The organism is Demequina sp. NBRC 110052 (assembly GCF_002090075.1).
Lineage (GTDB): Bacteria > Actinomycetota > Actinomycetes > Actinomycetales > Demequinaceae > Demequina.
The window spans coordinates 243,953-268,152 of the sequence record NZ_BBRI01000004.1 but is presented as its reverse complement, the minus strand read 5'-3'; the positions used below and the strand labels follow the sequence as shown (position 1 = coordinate 268,152).

The 24,200-nt window shown below is 68.9% G+C and carries 25 protein-coding genes; 6 read left to right on the top strand and 19 right to left on the bottom strand.

The features are described 5' to 3' along the window. Nucleotides 1-614: 614 nt before the first annotated feature. Together B7K21_RS12110 and B7K21_RS12935 are read right to left on the bottom strand one after the other, a co-directional pair. A complete protein-coding gene (locus tag B7K21_RS12110) occupies nt 615-2,264 on the bottom strand; it encodes an ATP-binding protein (protein ID WP_159448528.1) in 1,650 nt (549 codons plus the stop codon). Then, nucleotides 2,264-2,680: a HEPN domain-containing protein gene (locus B7K21_RS12935; RefSeq protein ID WP_084075971.1), complete on the bottom strand. Its 417-nt coding sequence runs from the start codon at nt 2,678-2,680 to the stop codon at nt 2,264-2,266. Before B7K21_RS12935 ends, B7K21_RS12110 begins: the two co-directional genes overlap by 1 nt. 232 nt (nt 2,681-2,912) lie before the next feature. On the opposite strand from B7K21_RS12935, the gene B7K21_RS12100 reads away from it, so the two are divergent. Further along, on the top strand, nt 2,913-3,383 hold the full coding sequence (locus B7K21_RS12100) for a hypothetical protein (RefSeq protein WP_084075968.1): 471 nt from the start codon (nt 2,913-2,915) through the stop codon (nt 3,381-3,383). A 903-nt stretch (nt 3,384-4,286) separates the two neighbouring features. Here the strand turns inward: B7K21_RS12100 and pheT are convergent. From pheT to infC, 9 genes are all read right to left on the bottom strand, one after another. Beyond that, nucleotides 4,287-6,911 (bottom strand): phenylalanine--tRNA ligase subunit beta, encoded by a 2,625-nt coding sequence (gene pheT, locus B7K21_RS12095; protein WP_084075965.1) that lies wholly within the window; start codon nt 6,909-6,911, stop codon nt 4,287-4,289. Between the two features lies 1 nt (nt 6,912). Continuing rightward, complete coding sequence (pheS, locus tag B7K21_RS12090; RefSeq protein WP_084075962.1) at nt 6,913-8,001, bottom strand: phenylalanine--tRNA ligase subunit alpha; 1,089 nt, start codon at nt 7,999-8,001, stop codon at nt 6,913-6,915. Nucleotides 8,002-8,205: 204 nt separating this feature from the next. After that, nucleotides 8,206-9,714: a diguanylate cyclase gene (locus B7K21_RS12085; protein WP_084075959.1), complete on the bottom strand. Its 1,509-nt coding sequence runs from the start codon at nt 9,712-9,714 to the stop codon at nt 8,206-8,208. Between the two features lie 4 nt (nt 9,715-9,718). Next, complete coding sequence (locus B7K21_RS12080) at nt 9,719-10,189, bottom strand: hypothetical protein (RefSeq protein WP_084075956.1); 471 nt, start codon at nt 10,187-10,189, stop codon at nt 9,719-9,721. Nucleotides 10,190-10,312: 123 nt separating this feature from the next. After that, nucleotides 10,313-11,914, bottom strand: coding sequence for a diguanylate cyclase (locus B7K21_RS12075; RefSeq protein WP_144016215.1), 1,602 nt, complete (start codon nt 11,912-11,914; stop codon nt 10,313-10,315). Nucleotides 11,915-11,983: 69 nt separating this feature from the next. Beyond that, nucleotides 11,984-12,733 carry an RNA methyltransferase gene (locus tag B7K21_RS12070; RefSeq protein WP_307155827.1) on the bottom strand — a complete coding sequence of 250 codons (750 nt, stop codon included), beginning with the start codon at nt 12,731-12,733 and terminating at the stop codon, nt 11,984-11,986. Nucleotides 12,734-12,815: 82 nt separating this feature from the next. Beyond that, a complete protein-coding gene (rplT, locus tag B7K21_RS12065) occupies nt 12,816-13,196 on the bottom strand; it encodes a 50S ribosomal protein L20 (RefSeq protein ID WP_084075948.1) in 381 nt (126 codons plus the stop codon). 27 nt (nt 13,197-13,223) lie between these two features. Then, complete coding sequence (gene rpmI, locus B7K21_RS12060; RefSeq protein ID WP_084076161.1) at nt 13,224-13,418, bottom strand: 50S ribosomal protein L35; 195 nt, start codon at nt 13,416-13,418, stop codon at nt 13,224-13,226. Nucleotides 13,419-13,521: 103 nt separating this feature from the next. Next, complete coding sequence (gene infC / locus B7K21_RS12055; protein WP_234989312.1) at nt 13,522-14,142, bottom strand: translation initiation factor IF-3; 621 nt, start codon at nt 14,140-14,142, stop codon at nt 13,522-13,524. Between the two features lie 264 nt (nt 14,143-14,406). Between infC and B7K21_RS12050 the strand changes: the two genes are divergently transcribed. Genes B7K21_RS12050 through B7K21_RS12030 form a run of 5 tightly spaced genes read left to right on the top strand, consistent with a single transcriptional unit; the run spans nt 14,407 to nt 17,735 of the window. Further along, nucleotides 14,407-14,778 (top strand): DUF1844 domain-containing protein, encoded by a 372-nt coding sequence (locus tag B7K21_RS12050; RefSeq protein ID WP_084076159.1) that lies wholly within the window; start codon nt 14,407-14,409, stop codon nt 14,776-14,778. Further along, the gene (locus B7K21_RS12045) at nt 14,779-15,567 is read left to right on the top strand and encodes a hypothetical protein (protein ID WP_084075942.1); all 789 of its coding nucleotides are present in this window, start codon (nt 14,779-14,781) and stop codon (nt 15,565-15,567) included. It begins immediately after the preceding gene. A gap of 1 nt (nt 15,568) precedes the next feature. After that, on the top strand, nt 15,569-16,318 hold the full coding sequence (locus tag B7K21_RS12040; RefSeq protein ID WP_084075939.1) for a serine protease: 750 nt from the start codon (nt 15,569-15,571) through the stop codon (nt 16,316-16,318). Next, a complete protein-coding gene (locus tag B7K21_RS12035) occupies nt 16,315-17,025 on the top strand; it encodes a hypothetical protein (protein ID WP_084075936.1) in 711 nt (236 codons plus the stop codon). The genes B7K21_RS12040 and B7K21_RS12035 overlap by 4 nt, the downstream gene beginning before the upstream one ends. Then, complete coding sequence (locus B7K21_RS12030) at nt 17,022-17,735, top strand: serine protease (protein WP_084075933.1); 714 nt, start codon at nt 17,022-17,024, stop codon at nt 17,733-17,735. The genes B7K21_RS12035 and B7K21_RS12030 overlap by 4 nt, the downstream gene beginning before the upstream one ends. A 22-nt stretch (nt 17,736-17,757) precedes the next feature. On the opposite strand, the gene B7K21_RS12025 is transcribed toward B7K21_RS12030, so the two are convergent. The 8 genes from B7K21_RS12025 to B7K21_RS11990 all read right to left on the bottom strand — a co-directional run bounded on the left by B7K21_RS12025 (nt 17,758) and on the right by B7K21_RS11990 (nt 24,134). After that, a complete protein-coding gene (locus tag B7K21_RS12025) occupies nt 17,758-18,486 on the bottom strand; it encodes an SseB family protein (protein WP_084075930.1) in 729 nt (242 codons plus the stop codon). 97 nt (nt 18,487-18,583) lie between these two features. Continuing rightward, complete coding sequence (locus tag B7K21_RS12020; RefSeq protein WP_144016214.1) at nt 18,584-19,207, bottom strand: hypothetical protein; 624 nt, start codon at nt 19,205-19,207, stop codon at nt 18,584-18,586. Between the two features lie 100 nt (nt 19,208-19,307). Then, complete coding sequence (gene priA / locus B7K21_RS12015) at nt 19,308-20,045, bottom strand: bifunctional 1-(5-phosphoribosyl)-5-((5-phosphoribosylamino)methylideneamino)imidazole-4-carboxamide isomerase/phosphoribosylanthranilate isomerase PriA (protein WP_084075925.1); 738 nt, start codon at nt 20,043-20,045, stop codon at nt 19,308-19,310. 67 nt (nt 20,046-20,112) lie between these two features. Further along, entirely contained in the window at nt 20,113-21,219 is a 1,107-nt protein-coding gene (locus B7K21_RS12010; protein WP_084075922.1) for a hypothetical protein, read from the bottom strand. Between the two features lie 54 nt (nt 21,220-21,273). Continuing rightward, entirely contained in the window at nt 21,274-21,930 is a 657-nt protein-coding gene (gene hisH / locus B7K21_RS12005; protein WP_084075919.1) for an imidazole glycerol phosphate synthase subunit HisH, read from the bottom strand. A gap of 4 nt (nt 21,931-21,934) precedes the next feature. Continuing rightward, nucleotides 21,935-22,432 (bottom strand): hypothetical protein, encoded by a 498-nt coding sequence (locus B7K21_RS12000; protein WP_084075917.1) that lies wholly within the window; start codon nt 22,430-22,432, stop codon nt 21,935-21,937. Beyond that, entirely contained in the window at nt 22,432-23,043 is a 612-nt protein-coding gene (hisB, locus tag B7K21_RS11995) for an imidazoleglycerol-phosphate dehydratase HisB (RefSeq protein ID WP_084075914.1), read from the bottom strand. The genes B7K21_RS12000 and hisB overlap by 1 nt, the downstream gene beginning before the upstream one ends. Next, entirely contained in the window at nt 23,040-24,134 is a 1,095-nt protein-coding gene (locus tag B7K21_RS11990; RefSeq protein ID WP_084075911.1) for a histidinol-phosphate transaminase, read from the bottom strand. The genes hisB and B7K21_RS11990 overlap by 4 nt, the downstream gene beginning before the upstream one ends. Nucleotides 24,135-24,200 lie beyond the last annotated feature (66 nt).

Sequence of the window (24,200 nt, the reverse complement as noted above, 5' to 3'; positions counted from 1 at the left end):
ACCGCGAGTGCCCACAGTACGTGTAGTCCACATGCCCCGGCGCGTTGCAGGCATCGGTGGGCGCCTCACCGTTGAGCTCACAGAGTCGGATGTCCGCGCGCAGCACACGCGGCCGGCCCACCTGCGATAGCTCCGGAGTCCCGGCGACTGTTGTCGTGAACAACCCCTCCTGCACGAGCGCTTCGACGAGCCATGCCATCTCGGTGCGCGCGCGTCCGAGGCTGCGGTCCCACGCTTATCACTTCGAGGCCACGCTCGCCCAAGCGGCCACGGCGATCGGAAGTGCAAGCGCACAAGGCCACCACACGGAGTCTGAAACGGCGTCGGCGTCCACGGGTTCTGGGCTCGGCGCGGGCTCCGTCGCGCTCTCTGTGGGCCGCGGAGGGGCCCAGATGGTCTCCGGCTCCACTTGGCCTGTGGGAGCTCACACGTCGAACCGGGCACGGGCGGTGGCTCTGAGCCGGGCAACAAGGGCTCGGGGGATTCACTCAGGTCCGCCCGCCACCACAAGTCTCGCAGACTCGCACAGCAGACCGCACCGCGCGCCACTTAGCGTGCGCTCTTGTCTCATAGTCACCCGTCGATGATTTCCCAGCCGCACCCGCTGCAGGGGCTTAGGCCTCGCCAGCGAGAGTCAAGTCGGAGCCCACAGCGTCGACTACGGGGCCGCGCCGAAGCCGATCCCTGAACTTCGTGCCGGCGAGGGGCTCGACGCTTCCCTTTGTGCCGGTCAGCTTCCATGTCCAGCGGCCCTCCTGAAGGTCAAGCACGTTCAGGCCACGCTTCAGCCGGAAATCAGCGAACTCGCTCAGGTCCAGCATGTACGCCTCGTACCTGACCCCCGGCCGATGCTGATCAGAGAGCGACTGAAGAACCAGGTGACAGAACCGCAGATCGACGAGTCTCTCGAGATGCGAGTACGCACCGCCGACAGGGACGTCTACGCGAACGAGGAAGTAGGTGAACCCTCTCGCCTGCACCTGAGACGACAGCGCATCAAGATTGCGGAGCAGTCCCGCCGCGTTCTCGTCGCCGACGTCCTGCTCCAAGTCATTCCGCTTCGTGCGCGCGGCCTGCCCGGCGGCTTGTGCGACATCTTCCTTGCCGACTTCGCGAGCGAGGTTTCGTGCTTTCCTCGCCACGACAATCGACGAGGCCAGCAGATTAAGGTAGTCGCGCGGAACGCCTCCCGAAGCGAGCACCAACCTTGCAAGCGCTTCCGGCTTGGCGATGCGGCGCGGAGACGGGATACCAGCTGCAACCGTGTAGTCGGCCAGCACCCGTTCGAGGAACCTCTGGGCTTCCTGCGGATCCTCGAGCGTCACGTCGAGATTGACGGTGGTTGCATCGTGCGGAATCTCCAGCCCAAGACGGCTACCCGCGTCGTAGGAGCGGGTGAGCCTCTCAATGCTCGCCACCTTGATCCATCCGTTGCAGTCGCGGAGCGCCGAATGCAGGTAGTCGAGCAGCAAGGGCTGTGCCTCGACGTCAAAGAGATAGAAGTCGTCCAGGTAGAGATACAACCTAACAAGGTCGCCGCGAAGTGTACCCCTTAGGGCTGTATTGATCTTCGGTAGCAACTCACCGACGCCGACAGCACTTGGTGCCGCTGCTGATCGACTCTCCCTAATGAGTTCCCGGATACTTTGTAGCGCGACTGGGAGATCACTGGTGGAGTTGGCAAATGTCCCCAGAAGGTCGCTGCACAGTTGCTCAACAATTGTCAAGAAGGCGCTTTCCGGAGAACTCCTGCGAAAGACCTGCGCGTTGAACCACACAGCGACGCTTCCAGACTGCTCTGCAAGCCGCTTCGCCTCCAAGAGCAAGGCTGTCTTTCCAACCCCGCGGCGTCCGTAGATGAACTGGTGTCGAGAGGCAGCTACCGTGCTCAGGCTAGCGCGAGGGTCCTCGACGTAACGCAGACTTGGCAGCGCATCTGAAGTCCTTGATCGAGCCTCGAGAAGCTGGATCAACTGGTCAATCTCGGCGTTGTACAGACGCCCTTGAACCTCCCCGCGCACTAGCGTGGGGTCAGCGGCTCGGTTCGGACGAATCACCACTACAACGTCGGACTCCACTGCGCCGGCGCGGCGCACGGCTGCTTCGAGTTGAGCGACTTGGGCTTGGGCTACAGCCAGTCTGGAAGGGTCTACATGAACGACGACCCAATACTCGTCTGGGAAGAGTCGCTCCGAGACCTCCGTAGCAATCACGCCGACGTCGGTCAAACGCTCAGCGATGGCGTCGCTAATTCCTTCGCGCACTAGATCCCACTTTCCAACTCGGATCGCACAAACTGCTCTACAACAGCACAGAACGATGACGCAGTAGCGCTCAAGCCTCTCGCGTCTGCCTCCCAGACTTGATCACTCGCCGGGTAGGGGTCATAGTCCGCGTCATTTCGTAGCAAGCGCGCGAACTGAAGGTCTTGGCTCAATGCGTCAACGTCGCGCAAATCGGACGGTAGATTCTGCGGCAACACCGCATGGCGTTCGTAGTCATCGCCGCGAAAGGCCACGAACGCCGCAGCACGTGCTACGTGGTACATGGCGTAGTAGAACCTCCCAACGCACATCCGGAATCGTGACTCACGCAGCAAGTGGTCGGCAGCGGAAAGGTGGGTGGCAGACAGTTCCAGGCGGTCAACGGCAACGCGCCGAATGAGGTCGTCTACGGGCATCAGCGGGGCGTGCCGAGGCGCTCCTCGGGGCCGCGTAGCGAGTTGCGCGACCTGATCGCATGTGTGCGTCGCAAAACTTCTCAGAACACTCTCTTCGAGCCCGATGGATGGCAACGCAACACCCCCTAGCGCCAAACCAACTAGGGCGACAGTACCCCACTAAGGAGCGCCCAACGCCAGAATTCTTCAGATGCACTTGCTTCATACCTAACGAGACATACAAGGTGGGGACATGGGAACCAAGATTTCGAGCTGGAAGCCTGAGTTCTGGGGAGTAGATGTCTTGCCTCCGGCGAGCGGTCGCGTCGAGATCCTGCCGATCACGGCCCGGGATGGGAAGCCCACTTTCGACGACTCCCTGCTGGAGATTCCGAAGCGGGCGAGAGCTCAGCAGTTGGATGTTGCGTTCGCGGGGACCGACGACCCGCAGTTTCTCACGGAATACGGTGAGGGAGTCGACTATCTCGCTCTGGCGGTAGTCGTCTCCCAGTTCGCCAGCGCAGAGGCGATTGCAGCCCTGCGATTTGTGGTGATCGAGTATCTCCGACATCTCGGGTGGGGATCGCGAGTTGCCAAACAACCGATGCTCTCCGTCAAGGTTGCTAAGGTCTCCCCTGACGGCACCGTCGAGGGCCTCGAGGTGTCGGGCGAGCAAGCCGACGTGCTGGCGGCCCTCGAGCGCGTGCTAAGTGGCCTCGAGTAGAGAATGCAATTTCGAGGGCTAGTACTTGAGTACGGCGAGATCCCACCTGCGCCGGGCCCGTTTCGAGACGCATACTTATGGGCGCACGGCACCACGGCGCTGAATGCGGCAAGTCGCCTCTACTCCGATGCCACACGAGACCTCGCAATCAGGGGACACCTTTGGAGAGAGGACCCGTCCATCTGCTCACCGGGTTCGCCATGGTCAGCGTTGACGGCTTGTCGAGGAACAAATGTGGGGGCGTTATCGGACTTCAGCGAATCGATCCGAACGCTTGACCCCCCTGAGTACGCGCGACTGGCCACGCTAGTTCAGGAGAGTGAACGCGCGGCTGTGTCCGCGCTCAACCACCTCGAACGGACCTCACTTGCCGACGCGTGCCATGCGTGGATACATAGAACTGGTGCACTGCGTCGTGCTCTTGTGGGATGCCGTCTGACATACGAGGACGGGGAGTACTGGACGAACTGTGCGACCCGGCTAGCCCACTGGCGCGTCGGCCTGTCGGCGGGAATTCAGACCAGCAGGCTCTGTAGCGCGTGCGGCAAGAATGCAGCTATGTGCGATCACATCTCTGGGACTGACGCACCTCACACCATCAATCGGCGCGACGAGACATGCAACGTTTGCTCACCAGTCCCGTGTGATCACCGGGAAGGGCAAGTGGTGCTCGCGCAGACTAGGACAGTCTTCGGCACGCCACGCCTCGATCACGCGGCAATCGTTCGCTACCCCCGGTTTCCAGACGCACGAGTGACCGCCATGACCGTCGACGTCAGCAACCGCAGCGGTCGTGAAGGTGGGCGGTTTGAATGCGCGGCGTGCCTCGGTCGCTGCGCAGGCTTCAGTACAGTCCTCTAGTCAAGTGTCGGGACACATGCATGTCGAACCCGCCGACGTTCACTACCTCAGCACAGCCCCGAACTTCTCCCCCGCCGCCGCGATGATGGACTCGCGCACGGCGAGCACCTCCTCGGCCGAGAGCGTCCGGTCAGCTCCACGCATGACGACGTTGATGGCCAGCGACTTCTTGCCCTCGCCGATCTGCTCGCCCGTGTAGACATCGAACACGTGGGCATCCTCGACGAGCTCGCCACCGGCCTCACGCACGGCAGCCACCAGGTCCCCAGCAGCCACATCAGACGCCACGACGAACGCGAAGTCCTCCTTGGCGAGCACCTGCTGAGACACCGGCGTCGCGGGCGCGATGCGGCCCTCTGACGCCTCGATCATCGGGTCAAGGATGACCTCGAAGCCCACGGAACGCGGCGGCAGGCCAAGGTTCTCGGCGACCTTCGGGTGGATCTCTCCGGCATAGCCCACGGGGGTGCCGTCGAGCAGACGGAACATGGCGGCGCGGCCCGGGTGCATCGGCATCAGCGACAGACCCTCGAATGGACGGCTCGAGACATCGAGCTGCACACCGCAGACGGCGGCGATCTTCTGCACCATCGCGATGGCGTCGGTCCAGTCGAACGGCTCGGCGGCGTGGTTCCACGATGCCGGGACTCGGTTGCCGACCATCATGCCCGCCGCACGCCGAGGCTGACCCGGCAGTGCCTCGTTGAGGCGCTCCACGTCGTCGGGCGTGATGGCGGTGCCCGAGAACGAGGTGGGCACCTGACCGATGTGGTCGGCACGGTAGGCGCGACCGATCTCGTACACCGCCACGTCCTGAGCGCCACGGCCCAAGTTGGTCTTCACGGCGTCGATGAGCGTGGCGGTCATGCCGGTACGCATGAGCGGCTTGTCCGCTGACAGCGGGTTGGCCAGGCGCACGGCGTGCTGACGGCGGATGTCGTCCTCGGGCACGAGCATCTCGTCCAGGCGCTGCTCGGACATGAACGGGTACGTGAGCACCTCGGTCAGACCAGCCTCCGCCAGCGTGCGCGCCACGGAGCGGCGCACCTTCTGCGAGTGCGTGTAGCCGCGCCCGGGAGGCGCGACGGGCAGCACCGAGGGCAGCGTGTCGTAGCCCTCGAGGCGCGCGACCTCCTCGACCAGGTTCACCTGCACCTCGAGGTCGGGGCGCCACGTGGGCGGCACGACGGACAGGCGCCCACCGTCCAGCACCGTGACCTTGCAGCCCACGCGCTCCAGCGACTCGATGACGGCCTCGGGCGCGTAGTCCACGCCGACGATGCGCGACGGGAAGTCGGGATCCATGAGGATCGGCTCCACCGGATCCACGTCGTTGACGTCGGTGTAGATCTCCTCGATCTCTCCCCCGCCGAACTCCTGCATGAGCCCGAGCGCACGCTCGATCGCGAACGGCGGCAGCGCCGTGTCCACGCCACGCTCAAAGCGGCGCGACGCCTCGGAACCCAGCTTGTGGCGTCGGGCGGTGCGCGCGATCGTCACGGGGGTGAAGTGCGCGGCCTCCAGCAGGATGTCCGTGGTGGTCTCCGAGATCTCCGTGTCGAGACCACCCATGACGCCGGCGAGGCCGATGGCCCGCGACCCACGCTCGCCGTTCGGCGAGTCCGTGATGAGCAGGTCCTCGACGGACAGCTCACGCTCCACGTCGTCGAGTGTGGTCATCTTCTCGCCCGGCTTGGCGCGGCGCACCTGGATGGGCTCGTGCAGCGTCGCAAGGTCGTAGGCGTGCAGGGGCTGTCCGAGCTCGAGCATCACGTAGTTGGTGACGTCCACGGCCAGCGAGATGGGGCGCATGCCCGCCTGGTCCAGGCGTCGCTTCATCCACGCGGGGCTGGGCGCCGTCGGGTCGAAGCGGCGCAGCACACGTGCCGCGAAGCGGTCGCAGCCCACATTGCCGCGGATGGGCGCCTGGTCGTCGATGTCGACCTCGAAGCCAGAGCCGCGCTTGCCCGTCAGCGGCACCGCCGCCGGGTCACGCAGCACCTGACCGGTCGAGTGCGAGTACTCGCGGGCGACGCCGCGCACCGAGAACGAGTAGCCGCGGTCAGGCGTGACGTTGATCTCGATGGTCTTCTCGTCGAGCCCCAGCAGCGGGATCGCGTCGGCGCCAGGCACCAGGTCCTCGTCGGCGACGGAGGCGCCGGCGAACACGTCGGACTCCCCCGAGGGCGACTTGAGCACGATGATGCCCGCGTGGTCCTCGCCCAGGCCCAGCTCCTTGGCGGAGCAGATCATGCCGTCCGACCAGTGGCCATACGTCTTGCGGCCGCCAATGGGGAACGGTCCGGGCAGCACGGCGCCCGGCAGCACGACCACGACGAAGTCGCCCTCGACGAAGTTGTGCGCGCCGCACACGATGCCGCGCGACGCGGGGTACTCGTCCTTGTTGTCAGGCTTGTGACCGGGGCCAGCCGGGTCATTGTGCTCCCCGACATCCACGCGGCAGTAGTTGATGGTCTTGCCGTTGGACTGGGCTTCCTTGACCAGCGAAATGACCCGCCCGATCACGAGCGGTCCAGTGACGGAGCCGCCCTCGATGCCCTCCTCCTCAAGCCCCACCTTCACAAGTGCGGAGGCGACGTCCTCAGCGGACGAGCCGGGCACCAGGTCGACGGACTCTTCGAGCCACTTCAGCGGAATCTTGGGCACGTCAAATCTCCATCCCGAACTGCTGGGAGAAGCGCACGTCCCCCTCGACCATGTCACGCATGTCCTTCACGCCGTGGCGGAACATGAGCGTCCGCTCGATGCCCATGCCGAACGCGAACGCGGTGTACTCGAACGGGTCGATGCCCGCCGCGATGAGCACGTTCGGGTGGGTCATGCCGCAGCCGCCCCACTCGATCCAGCCCGTGCCGGAGCACGTGCGGCACAGCGCGTCGGCGCCGCCGCACACGAAGCAGCGCAGGTCCATCTCCGCGCTCGGCTCCGTGAAGGGGAAGAACGACGGGCGCAGGCGCGTCACCGCGTCGGGCCCGAACAGCGACCGCGCGAATGCGTCGAGCGTGCCCTTGAGGTGCGCCATCGTGAGGCCCTTGTCCACGGCCAGGCCCTCGATCTGGTGGAAGACCGGGGTGTGGGTCGCGTCGAGCTCATCCGTGCGGAACGTCTTGCCGGGGCACACGACGTAGATGCCGCGGCCCTCCTTGACGAGCGCCTCGCGACGCTCCAGCGCGGCACGCACCTGCACCGGCGAGGTGTGGGTGCGCAGCAGCAGGCCCGATTCGACCGGGTCGATGAAGAACGTGTCCTGCATCTCGCGTGCCGGGTGATCCGGGTCGAAGTTCAGGGCGTCGAAGTTGAACCACTCCGCCTCCATCTCCGGCCCCTCGGCAACCTCCCAGCCCATGCCGACGAACGTGTCGCACATGGTCTCCTGCATGGTCTCCAGCGGGTGGCGCGCACCGGTGAGTCCGCGCGTCACCGGCAGCGTGACATCCACGGTCTCCTCGATCAGCACGCGCGCGTCGCGCTCCGCCTCGAGCTCCTCCGTGCGGGCCGCGAGCGCACGACCGATCGCGGCGCGGGCGGCACCCATGGCCTTGCCCGCGGCGGCCTTGTCGGCGGGCTCCACGTCCTTGATGGCGCGGTTGGCGAGCGTCAGCGGCGCCTTGTCGCCCGTGTGGGCGAGCCGCGCCTCCTTCAACTCATCGAGAGTGGTGGCGGCGGAGAAGGCGCTCAGCGCCTCGTCGACGGCCGCCTGGACGCCAGCGGCGTCGAGCGGTGAAAGGTCGGTCATGGCTGCTTTCCTCGAGGGGATGTCCGTGCGGAAGTCTACCGGCGCGCGCGGGGGCCCTGGGGGCGGCCACGCTCGCGTGGGAACTGCCCGGCGGTTCTCGCCGGGCTAGATAAAGAGGCGCGTGGGCGCGGGCACGGCGGCACGTCCGGTGGGGGTGCTCGTCTGCGTGCTCATGGGGCCAAGACTACCCACACGCCCGACGCGTCAGTCCACCGGGACGGCGGCGTCGCCTTCGTATGCGGCGCCCTTGGCGTCGCGGCGGCCGTGGACCATCGCCGCGTCGGCCGCGCGCACGAGCGCGTCGAGACGGTACTGGCCCTGCGACGTGTCGGCCCAACCCGCGCTGACGCCCACGGGGATGTCATCCGAGACGATGGACCGCAGGCCGCGCTCCGCAGCCGCACGCAGGCGCTCCACGGCGTCGCCCGGCAGCTCCTCAACGCTGAGCCAGTGCACGAACGCGAACTCGTCGCCACCGAAGCGCGCCACCACGTCGCGGGCACCCGCCGCGTCGGCCAGCGCGTCGGCCGCGGCACGCAGCGCCTGATCGCCCACCATGTGGCCCACCGCGTCGTTGACGGCCTTGAAACCGTCGAGGTCGAACACCGCGACCACCGCGTGCGATCCGCGACGCTGCGCCGCCCGCAGCACATCACGTCCGCGCAGCTCGAAGTGGTGACGGTTGGACAGGCCCGTGACCGCGTCGGATCTGGCCCTGAGGGAGACGTCGCCGACGGGACGCCGCAGCACCCACGCGACCGCCGCGAACAACGCGAACAGCGCGAGCACGATCACCGTGTACGCCAGCATGGTGTTCGATACCGAGGCTGCCTGTGGCACCACATCGTCGACGTTCGTGCGCAGCACCAGGGTCCACTCGAGCCCCGCAGCGAGGCTCAGCGGCCTCACGTAGTACACCCAGTCGCCATCGACGATCAGCGAGCCCGAGCCCGACTCGACCCACACGATCCCGTCCGGCACCACGACGTCCACGCCCGCGAGCAGCGTGCCCGCCTGCGAGTACAGGCCCACCGGACCCACGTCCGCCGCAGTCGTGTTCGCGAGGACCGGCTCGAACACCGAAACGTCGATCGCGACCATGAGGTTCGCGACCAGCTCGCCGATGCCGTCGTACACCGTCACGCGCACGGGAAGCGCGAGCGCGCCCTCGCTGCCGATCGGAAGCGGATCCCCCACGACACGCTCCCCCGGCGCCACAGGGTCCAGAGTCTCGGCAAGCCCTTCTGCCACGTCGCCCTCGGCGGTGTGCGTCGTGAACGTCGGGTCGAACGTCATGACTCGCCCGCCGCCGTTGGCGTACGCGCCGTACATCACGTATCCGTCGGCCATGCGCTGCATGCTCGCCATGTCGCCATTCGCGTTCTGCACCTGGATCGAGCCGACCTCCGCGAACGCGACGAGTGCCGTCGCGAGAGTGGCGACGATGTTCTCCTCGTCCACGAGCGTCGGGTCGGCGGCGATGCCCGACTCGAGCGCGGCGATCAGCACGTCCGCCGGCTGCGACGCCTCAGACAGCTGCGCCGCGGCCGAGTCCGCCAGCACTTCGACAGCGCCCGCGGTGATGTCGCGCGCCTCGTTCGAGACGCGCACCCCCACCACGACCGACGACGTCGCAATCACTCCGAGCGCAAGGAACGCCACGAAGATCACCCATGCGAAGGGGTCCCTCAACCGACCACGCACGCGGATCATGTCACTACCCGAGCACTCCCGCGAACACGAGGATCACGACGGCGGCGGCCAGGGTATTGACGAGCGGCAGCGCGATCCGCAGCCCCACGGGCATGTCCGGGTTCTTGACCACCATGATCGACATGAAAAACAGCACGAGCGCCAACACGAGTCCGATCGTGCCGAGGAACGGGCCCAGCCCCGCCGCGAACACCAGCAGCAGGGGCGCGAACATCGTGAGGCGCGCCGCCGTCGGCACGTGGGCACCCAGATCGAGCACCGTCTCGCCGTCCACCATGACCTTCTGGAAGCCCGGCAGCAGCCCGCGCACACGCACCTGGGCGTCCGCGCCCTTGCGTCGAGGCACAGTGAACACGCCTTTGCGCGCCTTCACGGGCGTGCCGTTCACGAGCACCTTCACGAGCACACCGAGCACACCCTCCACCTCGACGGTGCCGCGTGCGCCCGCGATGTCGAGCGCGACGGTGTTCTCCATGCAAGCCTCCTGGGGTATCTCGCCCGAGGTTACCAGCGACACGCATGCCGATGCCCCACAATGTGGGGCACTCATCATGGGGGCAATCGCCTCGCGCGACCCGCTCCAGTCCCGACGCGGCCGTCAGATCCCGGCGGCGTGCACGCGCGACTTCTCGCTGCGCTTGCCGTGAACGAGCGCGCGGTCGGCCCGCCTGACGAGGTCATCCACCTCGGCGTCCGCCGCGCGGCTCACCGCATACCCCGCGGTCACACCCAACTGGAACTCGGAGCCGAACTCCTCGAGGAGCTCGGCCTCCACGCGCGAGCGCAGCCGCTCCGCGAGCGCGTCCGCGCGACCCTCCGACTCGAGCGCGAGCAGCGCGATGAACTCGTCGCCGCCCCATCGCACCACCAGATCCGGCCTGCGCGTGTGATCCCGCAGCGCGTTGCCGACCAGCTCAAGGGCCTCATCGCCTGCCCCGTGGCCGCGCGTGTCATTGAGGGACTTGAAGTTGTCCAGGTCCAGCGCGACCGTGCACACCCACAGGTCCTCACGCGCGAGCGCCGCGATCATGCCGGGCGCGACCGCGTGGAAGTGCCTGCGGTTCAGAAGCCCTGTGAGGCTGTCCTTGCGCGCCGCGCGCGACAGTTCGCCGAGCGGCCTCCACGAACGCAGCAGCACCGCGCCGGCCACGCCGATCGCCAACACCATCGCCGCAGTGGCCCACACGAGCGTGGACTCCAACTGCGCCACGCCAGGCGACAGCCCTTCCCCGCTCGCACGGATGTGGAGCACCCAGTCGACGCCGTACTCGCCGAGTCCTCGTTCGACCACCACGAGGCCATCCATGGCGCCGAACACGTCCGCGCTGCTCGCGGGCGTCGCTGGCGCGGTGGTCTCGATCCCCAGCTCATTCCCCGAGAGCCTGACACCGCCCGCGAGCAGGCTCTGCGTGACCCGCTCCATCGAGGCCGGAGGCGCGGCGATCACCGTACGGTCCTCGTACAGCACGAATGCCTCGCCGTCCGCGCCCAGCGGAAGCTCGTTCAGCTCGACCGAGAGCGAGCCGAGCAGGAAGTCCGACGCGACCACGGCGACCGGCTCGCCCGCGTCGTTTCGCACTGCGACGGTGGACCACGTACCCGGGCGCTGCGTCACGGGACGCAGCGCTGGTTCGGTCCACGTCAGCGCCTCGTTGTCGAGCGCGACTGCATAGAAGTCCAGCATGCGAGGGTCGAGTCCCAGCGGTGCCTGCACCGTGGAGCGGGAGCGCCCGCCGTCGTTGTACTCGCGCGTGGTTGCCACGCCCGCCGCCACGTCCTCAGGAGAACCCATCGTCAGGCGGAACGCATAGTCGCTTTCCTCCTCGGGCCGCGTTGCAATCACGAAGCCACCATCGGGGTGCACGACCGCGACGGCGCGCACCTGCTGGTTGACGCGCACCTCCTCCAGCACGCGATCGGCGATCATCTCGAACCCGGGAGAGTCCGACTCGATCCACGCGGCGAGCTCCTCCGTGGTCGAGGAAGCATCACCCACGTAGCGGCCCACACGGTCAGCGGAGACGTCGGCCACGTACCCAAGCACGTCCTCGACGGCCTCGGCCGCGCCCGAACGCGTGGTACTCAGAATCCAGAACGCGACGAGCATCTGGGAGACCAGCAGCCCCAGCCCCAGCAGCACCATGACCGTCGCGCCGCTCCAGTGGCGGGCGCCGGGGCGGAGGAGTCGACGGAAGGGCATGGGACCAGGCTAGACAGCGCGACGAGTATGGCGATAGCGAGTGTGCCGCATTCCTCAGTGCGCGGCCCGTCAGCCGAGCACCCGTGCGTACAGGCACACCGCGGTGGCGGTCGCCAGGTTCAGGCTCTCCGCGCGCCCCCGGATGGGGATCCGCACTGCCTCGTCCACGAGAGCGAGCTCCTCCGCCGACAGCCCCCAAGCCTCATTGCCCATCACCCACGCGTGCGACTCAGCCACGAGCGACGACGTCGCTTGCCCCAGCTCGCGTTGACCGCTCACGTCCGCGGCAAGCACCGCGACGCCGCGTTTCCGCAGCGCGTCGACCACATCGCCGAGCGGGCCGCCGCGCAGCACAGGCAGATGGAACAGCGAGCCTGCGGTCGAACGGATCACCTTGGGGCTGTCCACGTCCACGCAGTCGCCTGCGAGGACCACGGCGTCGGCCCCCGCCGCGTCGGCCACGCGGATCGCCGCGCCCGCGTTGCCGGGGTCGCGCACGTTGCTCAGCACCAGCACCTGCGAAGGCGCGGCGGGGAGCGACTCGAGCCCCGCGTCGGGATCACGCGTCAGCACCGCCGTCACTCCCTGCGCGTCTCCGCTCAGCGCGGCGGCGACCTCGTCGGTGACGGGATGCACATACAGCCCTGCCTCGAGGGCCTCGTCCACGATCTCCGGATGCGCGACGCGCGCGCCGTCCGTCACGTAGATGTCGCGGATGCGCTCGGGCGCGAAGCGCACCGCCTCGCGCACGGACTGCGGACCCTCGACGAGCAGCAGTCCGGAGCGCTCACGCGCAGAACGCCCCGCCAAGGCCCTCACGCGCTTCACACGATCGGCTCTCGGGTTCGAGAGCGTCTCGCGAAGGCGGGGCCCGGCGGGGCGTCCTGTCATGCGGGTGGAGTTACGCGGCAGGCGCGTTGACGTCGGCCGGCAGGGCCTTCTTCGCCACCTCGACGAGCTGCGCGAATGCGGCCTCGTCGTTCACCGCGAGCTCGGCGAGCATGCGACGGTCGACCTCGATCTCTGCGGCCTTGAGGCCCTGGATGAGGCGGTTGTACGTCATGCCGTTCGCACGGGCCGCAGCGTTGATGCGCTGGATCCACAGCTTGCGGAACTCGCCCTTACGAGCGCGACGGTCCCGGTAGCTGTAGACCATGGAGTGGGTGACCTGCTCCTTGGCCTTGCGGTACAGGCGCGAGCGCTGACCGCGGTAGCCCGCGGCGCGCTCGAGGGTGCTGCGGCGCTTCTTCTGGGCGTTGACCGCCCGCTTGACGCGTGCCATTTCTTACTCCTTGTGTCTCGCGGGGGCTTACTTGCCCAGCAGCTTCTTGATCTTCTTCGAGTCGGCGTCCGACAGGATGCCGTCGATGGCCACGCGGCGCTTGCGCGAGGAGTGCTTCTCCTCGAACTTGTGCACGTTCATCGCCGAGGCGTGCTTCACCTTGCCGGTGCCGGTGAGCTTGAAGCGCTTCTTGGCACCCGAGTGGGTCTTGTTCTTCGGCACGATGGCCTCCTTCTTCACGTCAGGCCGTGCGTACGCACGGCACAGTTTCACCGGGCCTGGGCCCGGAAGCCTGTGGCGAGGACTCGCGTCCTCGGTGGGCGGGTCAGTCCTCGTCTGCAGCCGCGGCGTCGGACGCCTCGGCCTTCGTGGACGACTTGGCCGCCTCGCGCTCGGTGCGCTCGGCGTCCTGTGCCGCCTTGCGCGCCTCGCGCTCCTTGCGCTGCTCGTCGCGAGCCTCCGCCTTCTTCTTCAGCGGGCCGAGCACCAGGGACATGTTGCGTCCCTCTTGGCTCGGCATGTTCTCGACGACGGCGAACTCCTGGACCTCTTCTGCCAGCTTCAGCAGCAGGCGCCGACCCATCTCGGGGCGGGACTGCTCGCGTCCGCGGAACATGATCGTGATCTTGACCTTGTCGCCTCCCTTGAGGAAGCGGACGACGTGACCCTTCTTGGTCTCGTAGTCGTGCTCATCGATCTTGAGACGGAAACGCATCTCCTTGATCTCGGTGTTCGCCTGGTTGCGACGCGCCTCGCGCGCCTTCACCGCCGCCTCGTACTTGAACTTTCCGTAGTCCATGAGCTTGGCGACCGGCGGCTGCGAGTTGGGGGCAACCTCGACCAGGTCGAGATCGGCCTCCTGCGCCAGACGCAGCGCATCCTCGACTCGGACGATGCCGACCTGCTCGCCCTGGGGACCGACAAGACGGACCTTCGGGACGCGGATGCGCTCGTTGATGCGGGGCTCGTTGATGGTGCTCCTCCTCGTTGACCTTGCTCAAGCGACCCCGGGCAAAGGAAAAGGCCCCTGCCCGAACACGAGCAGAGGCCACCGAGGAACCACCGGCACGTACCATGGGGGCACGCACTGCGGCGGGACCAGAACCCTGGCCCATCATGTGGCCCGAGGGTGGGAGGCGGACTCCACTTGCGCGTCGCAGGAGGATCCCACGACCGGTCGAGAGACAAGGATAGCACTATGAGCACGGAAATGCCCGGAGCCGAGCGACAGGCCCCCCAGCGTCGGACCTGGTCCGAGTCGGAGGACCAGGTGCGCGAGCTCGCCGAGGTCTCTGCGGTCGAGCTGGTCTCCACTGTAGCCGTGCATCTGCTCAGCGCCGCGGCCCTGCGCTGCGGCCTCGCCGAGGAGGGCGAGGAGCACCAGGACCTGGACGAGGCGCGCACTCTCATCACCGCCCTCGCGGGCCTCGTGACAGCCTCCGCTCCCGAACTCGGCGACACGCACGCGCGGGCGCTGAGGGACGGCCTGCGGAGCGTACAGTTGGCCTTCAGGGAGGCGTCAGTCGTCCCTGACGCACCCGGGGAGGGGCCCGGGGAGAAGTACACGGGAGCAGTCAGCTAGATGGGGACCAGCAGGTCGGATCGCAGCCGAGCGCGCGCGAAGCGCGACTCGGCTTCCGCGCCTGCCCTCCCCGGCGACACCGCGACCGAGACCCTCGACGCCGACGACGGCGGCCTCGCACCCGAGACGGCAGACGACTTCGACGCGGTGGAGACCTCGCAGGCCCCCACGCCCGACGCGGCGGAGACTCCCGATCACGACCCCGACGGCTCCCCCTACGCGCCTTCGCGTCGCCACGACGACGCGGGACTGCTCGCAGCCCTGCGCCGCATGCCGCGCGAGCGCACGTGGTGGATTGTCGCCGTCACCGTGCTCGCCATCGCCACGACCGTCATGGCGGTGCTGGTGTACCAGATGGTCGGCATCACCGAGGAGTGGGAGCAGCGCTCCAACGAGATCGACGCCGCCAACTACGAGCTCGGCCAGGAGATCGCCGACGCCAACACGACGATCACGCAGCAGACCGACCGCATCACGCTGCTCACGCAGCAGCTCGACACCGCCAAGACGCGCATCTCCGAGCTCGCCGACCAGACCGCGAACTTCGACGACGACCGCGCCTACATGGCCCAGCAGATCGACCTGCTCTCGGGCTACGTGGGCAGCGCCTCCTCCGTCGCGAACGCACTGGGGCGCTGCGTGGACGGCCAGAAGCAGCTCGTCGAGTACGTCAAGAACGCCGAGGACTACGAGCCGCAGGAACTGCTCGACTACGAGAACTCGGTCAACGAGCTGTGCAAGGCAGCGCAGGACTCCAACGCCGCGCTGCAGGCGCAGCTGAGCGAGTGACATGAGCCGCCGCCTCCCGGCGCTCGCCGCGCTCTCCGCGGCGGCGCTCACCCTCGCAGGATGCGCCGCCCTGCCCGACGCGCCCGGACCTCTCGCCACCACGTGGGTCCCCGCCGCGAGCGTGTCCCCTGGCGACGTGCCTGCGGCGCTCTCCCCCGACGGCTTCAACTCCGCGCAGCGCATGACTGTGCGCGTGCGCAACATCGGCTGCGGCTTCATCGCCACCGGCACCGGCTTCGCGCTCGACGAGAACACGCTCATCACCAACCAGCACGTCATCTCCGACTCGCGCAGCATCGAGGTCTCCACCTACAACGGCGTGAAGTACACCGCGACCACCGTGTCCTCGACGTCCGTCGCCGACATCGCGATCGTGCGCACCGAGGACCCCATCGGCACCTCGTACGCGATCCTCGCGCAGGAGGACCCCGAGATCGGCGACGCCATCACCGTGCTCGGCTACCCCGGCGGCGGCCAGCTCACCAGCGTCGATGGAGTCATCCTCGGCACCACCTCGGACCCGATCGAGGCCTCCGTCGGCACCGTGTACGTCAGCTCCGCCTCCGTCGTCTCGGGCTCCTCCGGCTCGCCCGCGCTCAACGAGGCCGGCGAGGTCGTGGGCGTGGTCTACGCGAAGATCCCCGACGGCACCAACAACAGCCTCATCATCCCCGTATCCACCCTGCGCACCCTGCTGAGCGAGACGTCCCTCATGATCCCCGAAGCCCTCGACTGCGAGACCGACGAGTGAGCACCCCCGGCGACGAGCCCACGCCCACGCCCACGCCGAGACCCACGCCGCAGCACTGGGAGCCCGACCCCGGCACGCAGCCCACCGTCGCACTGCCCGCAGCCGCTCTCGGCGCCGCAGCGACCCCGCCGCCCTCGTACCCGCCGCAAACCCCGGCGCAGGCTGCGCAGTCGACCCCCGCGTCGGGCATGCCGCTGGCCCCAGCCGAGACCGCGTCGGACGGGCCCGAGCCCCGCCGCGCGAACCGCTGGCTCCTCGCGGGACTCATCGTCTCCGTCGTGCTGCTGCTCGCGATGGCTTCGCTCGCGACCTACCTGTGGTTCGTCAACGAACGCTGGACCGATCAGAACGAGGCGCTGCGCGACACCGCGACCGAGCTTGGGGCGTCGCTCGGCGAGGAGCAGCGGCTCGCCGCGGAGCAGGCCGAGCAGATCGCCGCACTGCAGGTCGAGCTCGAGGACGTCACCGCCCGCATCAGCGACCTCGCGAACGAGGAGGCGCAGGCGAACGACTCGCAGGACTTCCTCGAAGGGCTCGCGGACGCGTTCGTGCAGTGCATCGACGAACACGACACGCTGCTCACGCAGGCGCTGCGCAACGGCTACAGCTACAGCAACTCGAACGCGCGCAACGTCCAGGACGACCTGGACGAGTACTGCGACGACCTGATCGGCGCGTGGGAGGACTACCAGGCGGGACGCGGATGAGACGCGACGCGCGCGTCGGTCTGCTCGCCGCGGCCCTCGCGCTCCTCGCAGGGTGCGCGATCCCCACTCCTCCCCCGCCCCTGCCCGACGCGTGGGTACCCGTCAGCTCGGCCGCGCCCGTCGAGACCGTCGAGGCCTTCACGCAGGCGCAGCGCTCCGCGTATCGCGTGCGCATGCAGTCCTGCACCGCGTTCTTCAACGGCTCCGCGTGGGCCATCGGCGAGCACCAGCTCATCACCAACAGCCACGTCGTCGAGGGCGGCGCTGAGATCGAGGTCACAAGCTTCGACGGACGCGACTACACCGTGACGGCGAGCTGGCTCGCGACCAACGGCGACCTCGCGCTGCTCGAGGTCGCCGAGTCGCTGCCCACCTGGCTCGGCGTCGCCGGCGCGGCCCCGCAGCCCCGCGACCCCGTCACCACCGTCGGCTACCCCGCCGGCGACCGCCTTTTCACCGGCGACGGCTTCTTCCAGGGCTACGTCGACGAGCTGTTCGGCGACTACGACGACAAGGTCATGCGGATGAGCGTCTACAGCGAGCCCGGCAGCTCCGGCTCCGCCGTCGTGGATTCCTCGGGCCTCGTCGTCTCCGTGCTGTACGCCGGATACTCCGGCGGCGGCGAGGAGAGCTACGGCGTCGCGCTCGAGACGCTGCAGGCGTTCCTCACGGACGAGTCCCTGCGCGCTCGGCAAGACGTGAGCTGCTGACTCCCTCGCGCGTGGCGCCCGGTCAGGACGCGGGTGCGAGGCGCAGCTCGAGGCTGTCGAGCCGCTGGGCCACCACGTCCGACTGTGCAAGCTCGCGCTGCACGCGGCGCAGCAGGTCGTCCACCTCGGGCTGCGTGAGCCCGGGGATGAGTCCGAGCACGATCGCGACCTCGCTGCGGCGACCGGGCGCAACCTCCACGGTCTTGAGCCGCTCGTCCAACGTCACCGCGTCGCGCACCGCCTGCAGCACGTCCTCGTCGATCACGCCGTCGTTGATGGCAGGCCGGTAGCTCTCGCCGCGTCCCAGCGCCCATACCGCGGGCCGCGGGATGACCGTGGTCTCCATGCCGGGGTTGAGGACCATCACGGACCACTCCTCGGAGATCGCCGCGAGCGCGGCGCGCGGGCCCTCCGCAGGGATGGGGCGCGCGTCGGCGTTCCACGTCTTCATCGCGTCCACGTCGGTGAAGATCGGAAGGGCCGCACGCCCGTCGGGCATCTGCACCGCCACGACGCCCGTGCTCGCGACGTGATCCTGCTCGAGCCCGTGCTTGCCGATGCCCCGCTGCTCGCCGTCCGCGAGCACCGGCACCAGCACGCGGGCGTACGCGAGCGCGTCCACGACCTCGCCCAGCGGTGCCTTGCCGCGGCTGTGGCGGATGAGCGCCTGTGCGAGGCGCGCGTCGGCGCTGCCGTCGTCGTCCGCGAAGATCGACTCGGGGATCTCCTTGAGGGGGTCCTCGTCGCTCATGCGCCCAGCCTACGGCGCGGCGCCGACGTGACCTACGAGCGCGCGCGTGCACCTCGTCACAGACCGCGCGGGGCGCATGCGCGACGCAGGGGAGGCGTCAGGCTCTCGCCGCCGCCTGGATCTGGCTCACGATCTCGTACTCGCCCAGCAAGAAGCCTGCGGGCAGCTCCTGACTCTCCCCCGGCGCCGTCACGTAGGGGTCCTCGGTGAGGCGCACCCACCGGCAGCCGAAGTCGTCGATCGCGATGCCCGTGAGGTCCTCGCCCGACGCGGTCACGACGAGGTAGCGCGGGCCCAGATCCGAGGTGCAGGCCATGCCCTCGGCGTCCTCGGGCGGGGCGATCGTGGCAAGCACGTCGGCGAGCGCGTCGAGTCCCGCCTGGGAGAACTCCACGGGCGCTCCCTGGCGCACCCACCCGAACGTCATGCCGTTGCCGTCCTCCTGGAGGGTGCCGTCGTCCGTCACGTACTCGCACAGCCACGCGGCGTCGAAGGTCATCGGCGCGGGGGTGCGAATCGCCGACGACGTGATGCCGAGTCCGTGCTCGTCGCTCGAGTGCGGCAGCGCCGCGGGGCACGGCTCGCCTCCGTGCTCCGACAGCTCCCCTGCGGCGGTGGAACCCGGATCTGCGACGCCCACGTCCCACGGGCCGGAGCTGCACGCGGACAGTGCCAGCACGCTGGCCGCCATCAGTGCCAGCCCGGATCGTCGCATCCTCATCGCCATCCCCTTGTTCCGGAGTCGTCCCTCCAATCCCGACGCTGGACGGGCCCGGAACGTTGGGGCCGCCCGAAACCGCGTCGGGCATGCCACCAGGCTGTTACGGACGGCCCGCGATGTCCAGGGCCTCCGGGAGCGTGAAGTTGCCGTTGTACAGCGCCTTGCCGACGATCGCGCCCTCGACGCCCTGGTGCGTGAGCGTGCGCAGTGCAGCGATGTCAGCGAGCGAGCTGACGCCTCCCGACGCGACCACCGGCGCGTCAGTGGCGTCGCACACCTGCGCGAGCAGCTCCAGGTTGGGGCCCGTGAGCATGCCGTCCTTCCTGACGTCGGTGACGACGTAGCGCGAGCAGCCAGCGGCGTCGAGGCGCGCGAGCACCTCCCACAGGTCGCCGCCGTCCTTGGTCCAGCCGCGTGCGGCAAGCGTCGTGCCGCGCACGTCCAGGCCGACCGCGACGCGGTCACCGAAGCGGTCGATCGCCGACGCGGTCCACTCGGGGTTCTCCAGAGCCGCAGTGCCGAGGTTCACGCGGGCGCAGCCGGTGCCCATCGCACGCTCGAGCGACTCGTCGTCACGGATGCCGCCCGACATCTCGACCTTCACGTCCACGGCCTTCACGACGGACGCCAGCAGGTCCGCGTTGGAACCGCGCCCGAACGCCGCATCGAGGTCCACCAGGTGGATCCATTCCGCGCCACCCTTGACCCAGTCCAGCGCCGCCGCGAGGGGGTCGCCATACTTGGTCTCCGAGCCCGCCTCGCCCTGCGTGAGGCGGACGGCCTGGCCGTCGGCGACGTCGACGGCGGGAAGGAGCTCGAGGCGGGGCTGATCGGTCATGGATTCGCTTTCTCGCGTGGGGTCCGGACTGCGCTCCAGCGTACCGGTGCGACGCGTCTCGCTCCGCTCACCAGGTGAACGCGGCGGAGCAGTACAGGTAGTCGGGCGAACCCTCGCGCCAGTAGCACCCGACCTGCGCGGGCGAGCCGCCCGTGAGGATGAGTTCGCGATGGTCGGCCGAGTCCATGAAGGCCGCGATGAGGCGGTCGTAGGAGCTCGCGTAGCCCACGATGTTCTCGTTGCCCGTGTGCCAGACCGTCCCCGCGGTCGCCATCTCCTTCGCGTGCGCCACCTGGGCGCCCGACTCGCCGCACGAGCCGAACGCCGCCACGCCATTGCCCGTGCGCGCCGCGTTCAGTGCGGCGCAGAACTCCACCGCCGACCCCTTGGTGACGGTCGCGCTCGTCGTGCCCGAGCCGCTCGATCCAGTCGTGCCCGACGCCGTGGCCGGCTTCGCCTGCGCGGCCACCCACTCCTCGTGCGAGGCCTGCACCGCGCCCGACGCGGCGGTCACCTCGTCGACCAGCCCGGCCAGCGCGTCGGACTGGCTCACGTACCAGGCGGCATCCGCGTCCTCGGGCGGCTCGACGGCGAGCGCCGCGTCGAGCGTGGCGAGCGCTGTGGCGAGGGCCGCCCGCACGGCGTCGTCGGCGACCTCGCCCTCGGTCGACGCGAGCGCGGTGCGTGCCTCGTCCGCGACCCGCTGAGCGTCGGCGACGTGCCCCGCGAGCGCGTCGGCCGCCTGCTGCTCGGCCTCGGCGGCGGCGAGTGCCTCCTGACCGCCCGCGAGCGCGTCCTCGAGCATCTGCGCGTCTACGGCGGAGCCGCGGAGCCAGCGGGCGTACTCCTCGTTGGCGTCGACCGAGTCGCCCGGACCCATGTCGCAGCCGTCCGCTTTCGCGGCGGCGTCCACGGTCAGCGCGAGGGACTCGACCTCGACGGATTCTCCCGGCAGCGGGGTGGCTGCCACAGCGTCCTCGGCTAGGTGGAGTTCCGCAAGCATGGATGAGTAAGAGGCCTCACACGCCTGGCGGGGCTCCTCGAGGGCCTCGATGGATGCCTGAAGCGCCTCGCTGGCGCGCTGGTGCTGGAGCAGCGCCGTCCATCCCACGCCCACCACGAATGCGAGCGCGACGGCGCCGCTGACGACGGTTCGCCTGGATGGGATCCGCATGCGCTCGCTCCTCTCCGGTACCGCCCTCACGGTACGGGCCGCAGCCCGCGTCGGCTAGAGCGAGCGCACCCAGTTGCGCAGCAGCGCGAGCCCGGCCTCGCCGGACTTCTCAGGGTGGAACTGCGTCGCGCTCAGCGGGCCGTTCTCCACGGCCGCGACAAAGCGGTCCGACTGCTCCGCGGTGCCCGCCTCGGACCACGTGACGAGCGGCGCGGCGAAGCGTCCCGTGTCCTCCGTGGTGCCCAGCGGGAACTCGCGCGCACCGTAGCTGTGCACGAAGTAGAAGCGCTCGTCCGCGATCCCCTCGAACAGCACCGAGCCCTCGGGCACCTCGACCCTGGCCCAGCCCATGTTCGGCACCACGGGAGCCTGCAGCAGCTCGACCGTGCCGGGCCACTGGTCCAGGCCCTCGGTCTCCACGCCGTGCTCCACGCCGCGCGAGAACATGACCTGCTGGCCCACGCAAATGCCCAGCACCGGGCGTCCGCCCGCGAGGCGGCGTCCCACGATCTGGTCGCCGCGCGCGGCCTTGAGGCCCTCCATCACGGCCGCGAAGGCGCCCACACCAGGGACGACGAGCCCGTCGGCGTGCATCGCGACGTCGCGGTCCGCGGTCAGATGCACCTCAGCCCCCACGTGCTCGAGGGCGCGCGTCGCGGAGCGGACGTTGCCGAAGCCGTAGTCGAAGACGCAGACGGTGGGGGTGCTCACCGGGTCAGTCTAGTGGCGGCTGCGAGCCGGTCTCGAGACGCCCCCGCGTCTCCTTCGCGAGGTTGCGCAACGTGCGGAACGCCTTCCACTTGGACATGCGCGCGTCGGCGATCTTGTCCTCGTGGCTGGGCGCGACGTCATCGAACGACTGCGCGCCCGAGGACAGGCTCAGCACCACGCCGGGTGCGTCGTTCAGCGACAGGCCGGGGGGCAGCGACTCGCCGGCGTGCCCTTGCGCCCACTGCCTCACCGAAAGCTGCCCGTCCGTGCGCTCGATCACGACGATCGGGACGTTCTTGGCGAAGTTCGAGACCACCTGGCCCGCGCGATCCACGGCCGCGCGCGACGTGTCGTCCAGCACGCCCAGCGCGCCGGCGGAGGTGAGCAGCGTGCGGCCCTTGCAGCCACCCAACGCCATCACTGCCGCAAGCACGCGCTGATCGTTCAGGCGCGTGAAGACCGCAGCGAACTCCGCACGGCCCGCGTTCTCGCCACCCGCCACTACAGCGCGCCCTTGGTCGAGGGAATCACACCCGCGATGCGCGGGTCCTCGGCGACGGCCGCACGCAGCGCACGCGCGAGCGCCTTGAACTGTGCCTCCACGATGTGGTGCGGGTCGCGACCCGCGAGCACGCGCATGTGCACGCAGATGCCCGCGTGGTGCGCGATCGACTCGAGCGCGTGCGCCGTGAGCGATCCCGCGAAGTTGCCGCCGATCAGGTGGGTCGCCTGCCCCACGGGCTCGCCCGTGTGCACGAAGTAGGGGCGCCCTGAGACGTCCACGACGCACTGCGCGAGCGCCTCGTCCAACGGCACCATGGCATCGCCGAACCGCGAGATGCCGGCCTTGGTGCCGAGCGCCTGCTTGAGCGCCTCACCGATGCAGATCGCGATGTCCTCGACCGTGTGGTGCGAGTCGATGTGCACGTCGCCGGTCGCCTTCACCGTGAGGTCCATGAGCGAGTGCTTGCCCAACGCCGTCAGCATGTGGTCGTAGAAGGGCACGCCCGTGTCGATGTCCGTCGTCCCCGAACCGTCAAGGTTCAGCTCGACGAGCACCTGCGACTCGCTCGTCGCTCGCTCGATGCGTCCCGTACGGGCCGTGTCGCTCATGCCGTGACCTCCAGCAGCGCGCTGCGGAACAGCGCCATCTCCTGCGGAGTGCCGATCGACACCCGCAGCCAACCTTCAGGGCCCGTGACGCGGATCAGCACGCCGCGCTCCAGGAGACCCTCGAACACCTTCTCACGATCCTCGAACGGGCCGAACAGCGCGAAGTTCGCGTCCGTCTCCGCGACCGTGTAGCCCTGCTCCTGCAGCCAGCGCACCGTGTCGTCGCGCTCCGCGCGGATCTCATCAACCTGCGCCTGCAGGTCTCGGTGATGCGCGAGCGCGGCTCGCGCCGTCGCCTGCGTGACCGCGCTCAGGTGATACGGCAGGCGCACGATCTGCAGCGCGTCCACGACCGCAGGGGCCGCCGCGAGATAGCCCAGGCGCCCGCCCGCGAGCGCGAACGCCTTGGACATGGTGCGGCTCACTGCGAGGTTCTCGTGCTCGGGCAGCAACTGAAGCGCGCTCGGCACGCCGCGCCGCCTGAACTCCGCATACGCCTCATCGATCACCACGAGGCAGCCCCCAGGCACCTGGTCTGCGGCGTGGCACAGCGCCTCGACGTCGCTCAGCGGCAGCGCGGTACCCGTGGGGTTGTTCGGGCTCGCGACGATCACCATGACCGGCTGGATCTCGGCGATCGCGGCGACCGCCGCGTCGGTGTCGAGCGTGAAGTCGTCGCGGCGCGGCAACGTCACGTAGTCGGTGATCGTGTCGCGCGCGTACTCCGGGTACATCGAGTACGTGGGCGCGAAGCTCAGCACTTTGCGACCCGGTCCCCCGAAGGCCTGGTGCAGGTGGAGCATGACCTCGTTCGAGCCGTTTGCCGCCCACATGTTCTCGACCTGCAGGAACCCGACGTGCGACTCGATGGCCAGATAGTGCGCGAGGTCCGCGCGCAGTGCCACGAAGTCGCGGTCCGGATACCGGTTGAGGCCCTCCGCGGCCTTGTGCACGGCGGCCGCGATCGCGTCGACCACGCCTTGCGGCGGCGAGTACGGGTTCTCGTTGACGTTCAGGCGCGCCGCGACGCTCAGCTGGGGCGCACCGTAGGGGTGCAGTCCCGCGAGGTCCGGGCGCACGGGCAGAGTCATGGCTGCGAGTCTAGTGGCGCACCTGTGCAGGCCCGACGCTCCGGCCGGGCCGGCGTGCGAGCGTCA

What these genes read in the sequence shown, in the direction of transcription:
- B7K21_RS12935 (WP_084075971.1), bottom strand. Translation starts at nt 2,680, where the DNA reads ATGCCCGTAGACGACCTCATTCGGCGCGTTGCCGTTGACCGCCTGGAA.
- B7K21_RS12100 (WP_084075968.1), top strand. Translation starts at nt 2,913, where the DNA reads ATGGGAACCAAGATTTCGAGCTGGAAGCCTGAGTTCTGGGGAGTAGAT.
- pheS (WP_084075962.1), bottom strand. Translation starts at nt 8,001, where the DNA reads ATGACCGACCTTTCACCGCTCGACGCCGCTGGCGTCCAGGCGGCCGTC.
- B7K21_RS12085 (WP_084075959.1), bottom strand. Translation starts at nt 9,714, where the DNA reads ATGATCCGCGTGCGTGGTCGGTTGAGGGACCCCTTCGCATGGGTGATC.
- B7K21_RS12080 (WP_084075956.1), bottom strand. Translation starts at nt 10,189, where the DNA reads ATGGAGAACACCGTCGCGCTCGACATCGCGGGCGCACGCGGCACCGTC.
- B7K21_RS12075 (WP_144016215.1), bottom strand. Translation starts at nt 11,914, where the DNA reads ATGCCCTTCCGTCGACTCCTCCGCCCCGGCGCCCGCCACTGGAGCGGC.
- rplT (WP_084075948.1), bottom strand. Translation starts at nt 13,196, where the DNA reads ATGGCACGCGTCAAGCGGGCGGTCAACGCCCAGAAGAAGCGCCGCAGC.
- B7K21_RS12050 (WP_084076159.1), top strand. Translation starts at nt 14,407, where the DNA reads ATGCCCGGAGCCGAGCGACAGGCCCCCCAGCGTCGGACCTGGTCCGAG.
- B7K21_RS12045 (WP_084075942.1), top strand. Translation starts at nt 14,779, where the DNA reads ATGGGGACCAGCAGGTCGGATCGCAGCCGAGCGCGCGCGAAGCGCGAC.
- B7K21_RS12040 (WP_084075939.1), top strand. Translation starts at nt 15,569, where the DNA reads ATGAGCCGCCGCCTCCCGGCGCTCGCCGCGCTCTCCGCGGCGGCGCTC.
- B7K21_RS12030 (WP_084075933.1), top strand. Translation starts at nt 17,022, where the DNA reads ATGAGACGCGACGCGCGCGTCGGTCTGCTCGCCGCGGCCCTCGCGCTC.
- B7K21_RS12025 (WP_084075930.1), bottom strand. Translation starts at nt 18,486, where the DNA reads ATGAGCGACGAGGACCCCCTCAAGGAGATCCCCGAGTCGATCTTCGCG.
- B7K21_RS12020 (WP_144016214.1), bottom strand. Translation starts at nt 19,207, where the DNA reads ATGAGGATGCGACGATCCGGGCTGGCACTGATGGCGGCCAGCGTGCTG.
- priA (WP_084075925.1), bottom strand. Translation starts at nt 20,045, where the DNA reads ATGACCGATCAGCCCCGCCTCGAGCTCCTTCCCGCCGTCGACGTCGCC.
- B7K21_RS12010 (WP_084075922.1), bottom strand. Translation starts at nt 21,219, where the DNA reads ATGCGGATCCCATCCAGGCGAACCGTCGTCAGCGGCGCCGTCGCGCTC.
- hisB (WP_084075914.1), bottom strand. Translation starts at nt 23,043, where the DNA reads ATGAGCGACACGGCCCGTACGGGACGCATCGAGCGAGCGACGAGCGAG.
- B7K21_RS11990 (WP_084075911.1), bottom strand. Translation starts at nt 24,134, where the DNA reads ATGACTCTGCCCGTGCGCCCGGACCTCGCGGGACTGCACCCCTACGGT.